Below are 4,632 nucleotides of genomic sequence, written 5' to 3'. Positions count from 1 at the left end.
TAATCGTCATCTTTACTTAGATATTTATCGCTAACTATCTTGACAAATCCTGTTTAAAAGGGAACGAAACAGCCCTGAGGCAGGGGGTGGGGTTCTTTATATGCGTCTTCATATTAAATTGGTATAACCTACTTGAGAGCGAATCGATCTAGACTTAACCGATGGAGAACTTGTTGAATAATAGCGCGATACCTTCAAGGTTAATTACCCAAAGTGCCATTGCTCTAGGAAGTAATCTTGGTGATTCCCAGGAAATTTTGGCAGCAGCAATAGAAACACTCGCTCAAACCCCAGGAATCAAGTTACTTGCCAAATCAAACTGGTATCGAACTAAGGCAGTAGGACCACCTCAACCGGATTATCTAAATGGTTGCGCCATATTGCAAGTGGAAGTGATACCAGAATTGTTATTAGAAATATTGTTAAGTATTGAAAACAAATATGGGCGTATCCGTCGCGATCGCTGGGGAGCTAGAACCCTGGATTTAGACTTGCTATTATACAATGACTTGATTCTGAATACGCCACAATTACAGATTCCCCATCCAAGAATGTGCGATCGCGCTTTTGTATTGGTACCGCTTGCGGAAATTGCCCCCGATTGGGTTGAACCAGTTTGTCAAAGAACGATTAAAGAACTGGTTAAGGATGTAGACTGTTCTGATGTCAGCCTGTTTAAAGGCGATTAATTTTACCAACATTATTAATACAGACGAATACATCAGAAAACCAAATTTTCAGTGTATGTCTGTGTGTTTACATACAACTCAATCAGATTATGTCATTAGGTAGAGAATTACCACAGCTTCTAAAAGAACGCCTTTTTTACAAAGGTCGTAAGTTTAATTTTGAGGTCAATCGTCTGCGATTGCCAAACAAATCAGAGGGGGAATGGGAGTGCATTCGTCACCCAGGAGGGGCTTTAGCACTACCAGTCACATCTGAGGGTAAATTGATACTTGTACGTCAGTATCGCTTTGCTGTCGGAACTAGGGTTTTGGAGTTTCCCGCAGGAACGGTAGAACTAAATGAGGAACCTTTGGACACGGTAAAGCGAGAGATTCAGGAGGAAACGGGATATAGTGCCAAAAAATGGCAGAAACTGGGCGAATTTTTCCTTGCTCCTGGTTATTCTGATGAAATTATCTATGCTTTTCTCGCTCAAGATTTGGAAAAACTCGAAAAACCTCCTGCACAAGACGATGATGAAGATATCGAAGTGCTAATTTGGAGTCCAGAACAGTTGGAAAAGGCTATTTTGGATGGTGAGTTTGTTGATGCTAAGTCGATTGCGAGTTTCTTTCTAGCGCGATCGTTTTTGAATTAAAAATAATGCAGAGACGCGATATATCGCGTCTCTCTATATATATATAATATTCTTTTTGAACCGCCAAGTACGCCAAGTACGCCAAGAAGAGAAGGAGGAAGAAGAGAGGGAGTTACGATCGCAGGTGTTTTATTAATGTTTGTCGCATTATGTCTACTGGTATGGTTTCCCTATCGCACCAAATTTTTAATGCTGCTGCTCCTTGTTGGACGAGCATTTCTAGTCCGTCAATTGCGATTGCTCCGATTTTTTGCGTTTGTTGTAGTAGTTTTGTGGGGTTGGGTGTATAAATTAAGTCGTAGACTATGGGTGAGTTGGGATTGAGTTTCTCTATTTCTTCTTCACTTAAGGGTGATTCTTGAATATTTGGATACATGCCGATGGGTGTTGTGTTTACTAGTAAATCGGCATGGGGAAGCAATTTTGGTAGTAATTCCCATTGATGAGTTTGTAAGTTAGCTTTTAGGGATGAATTAGCCCAACTATCGCGAAAAGTCTCTAATTTTGCGAAATTTCTACCGACAACATGGATTTCCGCACAACCGAGTTGAACGCAACCCGCAACAACTGCCCGTGCTGCTCCACCATTTCCTAAAATTACTGCTGTGGTTTGACTCCAATCGCGATTATATTGCGATCGCAATGGGGCTATAAATCCTTCGACATCGGTATTTGTTCCTACCCATTGGTTATTTTTGCGAACGACTGTGTTCACTGCTCCGATTGCTTCAGCCAAAACTGATATTTCCGACAGAAAAGCCATAATTGCTTGTTTGTGGGGAATTGTGACGCTAAACCCAACAACTCCAATTGCCTCAAATCCCTTGATTGCTGCTGCTAAATTTTCTGGTGCGATCGCGAATGGAAGGTAAACATAATCAATTCCCATTTGCGAAATTGCCGCATTATGCATCAATGGTGACAACGAATGTTCTACTGGATGTCCGATTACACCTAATAGCTTGGTAGTGCCTGTAATCATTCTTTACTCTTTTTACCTTGGTTAATATAGTAAACTTTATATTCCCGACTGTTTAGATAAGTTGATGATATTCTTGGTCATATTCTCGATATATTCGGATACTGCATAAGCTTGTAATTTTGTCACTAATTAATCATTACTCGTTAATTTTACGTAACTTATGGAAATTAATAAATGCGAGATTACAAACATTAATAAAATTTGTAACGCTTAAGATTAACAGAATTATTGAATATGAATTTACTTAAATGAAACAGGTATTCGCTTTTGCCAATACTTAAGTTATATTTTTTACAAGAAAATAATATTTACTGAGATAAATTAATATAATTGGGGTTACAGAGAATGGTTTATACAGTAGAAACTGGTGATACATTATTTAAAATAGCAGAAAAAATTTATGGCGATCGCATTTGTTGGCAGGTTATATATAATGCGAATCCAGAAGTAATTGTATTAGTTCCCGGAGTAAAATTAATAGTTCCTAAATACTGCTATTATCGATATCTATTTTCCGATTTAACGGCAAATAATCAGCTTCAATTTGGATAACTTCAACCTTGATTTAGTTGATTTATGAATTCCATTCCTTAATTAAATTGTAGTTTGTAAAAATCCCGTAGGGGAACCCACGGTTGTTTGCCCTCCTTTATTTATTGATTTATTGATTTATTGATTTATTTCTTCATCTACAACTATCCAAAAGTGTGTTTAATTGTTTAATAATGTTCCCAGGATTTTTACCGAGAAAAGGAGATGCGATCGCAGCTTCATGAGGGTTTCTTCCCGTACATTTGACGGCAGAAATTGCATCTTTATTTGACATTCCTCGACTGTTTACTAACCAAGCTGCAAGCACATGTCCAGTACTTGAAGTACAATTCTTATTAGTTCTTAGTAGGTTGGGGAGTCACTGCTTTGCGAGGTAAGTGCATCCACACGTGCGGCTTTGCCGCCGAGTGGACTGCCGCACCCGAAGGGGTTCCCCTCGTTATAGCAAGTGACGTTGTAGGCTTTGCGTAACCCAACATCAATATACTGGCATATTTCACTTCGTTCAACATGACATAAAATAACTCTTTTAAAACATCCTCTTAAATCTTAAACATTAAATTTTACCTAATAAATTCACCCTAATTAGTAACTACTTAAAGCTAATTCTTCCTCTGCCTCAACTACATTCATTTCATCCAAAATTCGCCAAATTTCCTGCATCAAATTATCCAATCCTGCACGAGTCGCAGCCGAAATTATAAACACTTTATTACCAGAAATCCGATTAAGCTGAGTTGCTAACTGTTGCAAATCAACACTTTCATTATCAACTGCATCGATTTTATTTAATGCCAAAATTTGTGGACGTGTAGCCAAATTTCTACCGTATGCTTCCAATTCACTCTGAATAGTTTGATAATCGTCAATTACATTTTCGCTAGTTGCATCAATCAAATGCAGTAAAACACGAGTTCTTTCGATATGTCGTAAAAAATCATGTCCCAATCCCGCACCTTCCGAAGCACCTTCAATTAATCCAGGAATATCAGCAAATACCGTACCATCGCCAGTAGGTTTTCTGACCACACCTAAATTAGGTATTAACGTAGTAAAGGGATAATCAGCGATTTTTGGACGTGCCGCAGATAACGCTGATATCAAAGTTGATTTTCCGGCATTGGGAAGTCCAATAATTCCCACTTCCGCCAACAGCTTTAATTCCAGACGCAGTGACTTAATTTCGCCATCCAAACCAGGAAGAGCGTATTCAGGGGCACGGTTACGGTTGCTTAAAAAATGCTTGTTACCCAAGCCACCTTTACCACCTGCCGCGATTGAGATTGTTTGCCCGATTTCCGTCAAATCGGCGATAACATCACCTGTTTCAGCATCATAAATAATTGTCCCGCAAGGCACATCGACAATTGTATCTTTGCCATTTGCACCCGTACAGTTGTTAGGACCACCACGAGTACCATTCCCGGCTTTAAACTTATGGTTGTAACGAAAGTCAAGTAAAGTTTGCAAATCTTCAGCAGCGCGAAAGAATACTGAACCACCTTTTCCGCCATTTCCACCTGCTGGACCACCTGCGGGAACGTATTTTTCCCGTCGGAAAGCGACGATACCATCACCACCTTTTCCGGCTTCAACTTCAATATCTGCTTGATCTATAAATTGCATAATTATTAGTTAGGAGTTTTGAGTTATACCAATTCTATGTGAGTCTATTTATGTGACCCCTCCATACCCAGGGCTGTTTCGTTCCCTTTTAAACAGGATTTGTCAAGATAGTTAGCGATAAATATCTAAGTAAAGATGACGATTA

General features: G+C 39.1%; 6 protein-coding genes. 3 read left to right on the top strand and 3 right to left on the bottom strand.

What is annotated here, in order from left to right; translation table 11 throughout:
• The first annotated feature begins 161 nt into the window (after window positions 1-161).
• Together folK and CK510_RS26625 are read left to right on the top strand one after the other, a co-directional pair.
• Window positions 162-689: a 2-amino-4-hydroxy-6-hydroxymethyldihydropteridine diphosphokinase gene (gene folK, locus CK510_RS26630; RefSeq protein ID WP_095724531.1), complete on the top strand. Its 528-nt coding sequence runs from the start codon at window positions 162-164 to the stop codon at window positions 687-689.
• An 89-nt stretch (window positions 690-778) separates the two neighbouring features.
• Window positions 779-1,327 (top strand): NUDIX hydrolase, encoded by a 549-nt coding sequence (locus tag CK510_RS26625; RefSeq protein ID WP_095724530.1) that lies wholly within the window; start codon window positions 779-781, stop codon window positions 1,325-1,327.
• A 112-nt stretch (window positions 1,328-1,439) separates the two neighbouring features.
• On the opposite strand, the gene CK510_RS26620 is transcribed toward CK510_RS26625, so the two are convergent.
• Complete coding sequence (locus tag CK510_RS26620) at window positions 1,440-2,309, bottom strand: shikimate dehydrogenase (RefSeq protein WP_095724529.1); 870 nt, start codon at window positions 2,307-2,309, stop codon at window positions 1,440-1,442.
• Window positions 2,310-2,654: 345 nt separating this feature from the next.
• Between CK510_RS26620 and CK510_RS26615 the strand changes: the two genes are divergently transcribed.
• Window positions 2,655-2,861 carry a LysM peptidoglycan-binding domain-containing protein gene (locus CK510_RS26615; RefSeq protein WP_095724528.1) on the top strand — a complete coding sequence of 69 codons (207 nt, stop codon included), beginning with the start codon at window positions 2,655-2,657 and terminating at the stop codon, window positions 2,859-2,861.
• Between the two features lie 133 nt (window positions 2,862-2,994).
• Here the strand turns inward: CK510_RS26615 and CK510_RS32070 are convergent, their stop codons facing one another.
• Both CK510_RS32070 and obgE read right to left on the bottom strand, forming a co-directional pair.
• Window positions 2,995-3,135, bottom strand: coding sequence for a hypothetical protein (locus CK510_RS32070; protein ID WP_158224970.1), 141 nt, complete (start codon window positions 3,133-3,135; stop codon window positions 2,995-2,997).
• Window positions 3,136-3,446: 311 nt separating this feature from the next.
• Window positions 3,447-4,487: a GTPase ObgE gene (obgE, locus tag CK510_RS26610; protein WP_095724527.1), complete on the bottom strand. Its 1,041-nt coding sequence runs from the start codon at window positions 4,485-4,487 to the stop codon at window positions 3,447-3,449.
• Window positions 4,488-4,632: the final 145 nt, after the last annotated feature.

Source organism: Brunnivagina elsteri CCALA 953 (assembly GCF_002289455.1).
Lineage (GTDB): Bacteria > Cyanobacteriota > Cyanobacteriia > Cyanobacteriales > Nostocaceae > Brunnivagina > Brunnivagina elsteri.
Note: the sequence above shows the minus strand (reverse complement) of the source record. Positions and strands in the feature narration are given on the sequence as shown.

Coding starts and splice junctions, on each gene's coding strand:
- folK (WP_095724531.1), top strand. CDS start 162: ATGGAGAACTTGTTGAATAATAGCGCGATACCTTCAAGGTTAATTACC.
- CK510_RS26625 (WP_095724530.1), top strand. CDS start 779: ATGTCATTAGGTAGAGAATTACCACAGCTTCTAAAAGAACGCCTTTTT.
- CK510_RS26620 (WP_095724529.1), bottom strand. CDS start 2,309: ATGATTACAGGCACTACCAAGCTATTAGGTGTAATCGGACATCCAGTA.
- CK510_RS26615 (WP_095724528.1), top strand. CDS start 2,655: ATGGTTTATACAGTAGAAACTGGTGATACATTATTTAAAATAGCAGAA.
- CK510_RS32070 (WP_158224970.1), bottom strand. CDS start 3,135: ATGTCAAATAAAGATGCAATTTCTGCCGTCAAATGTACGGGAAGAAAC.
- obgE (WP_095724527.1), bottom strand. CDS start 4,487: ATGCAATTTATAGATCAAGCAGATATTGAAGTTGAAGCCGGAAAAGGT.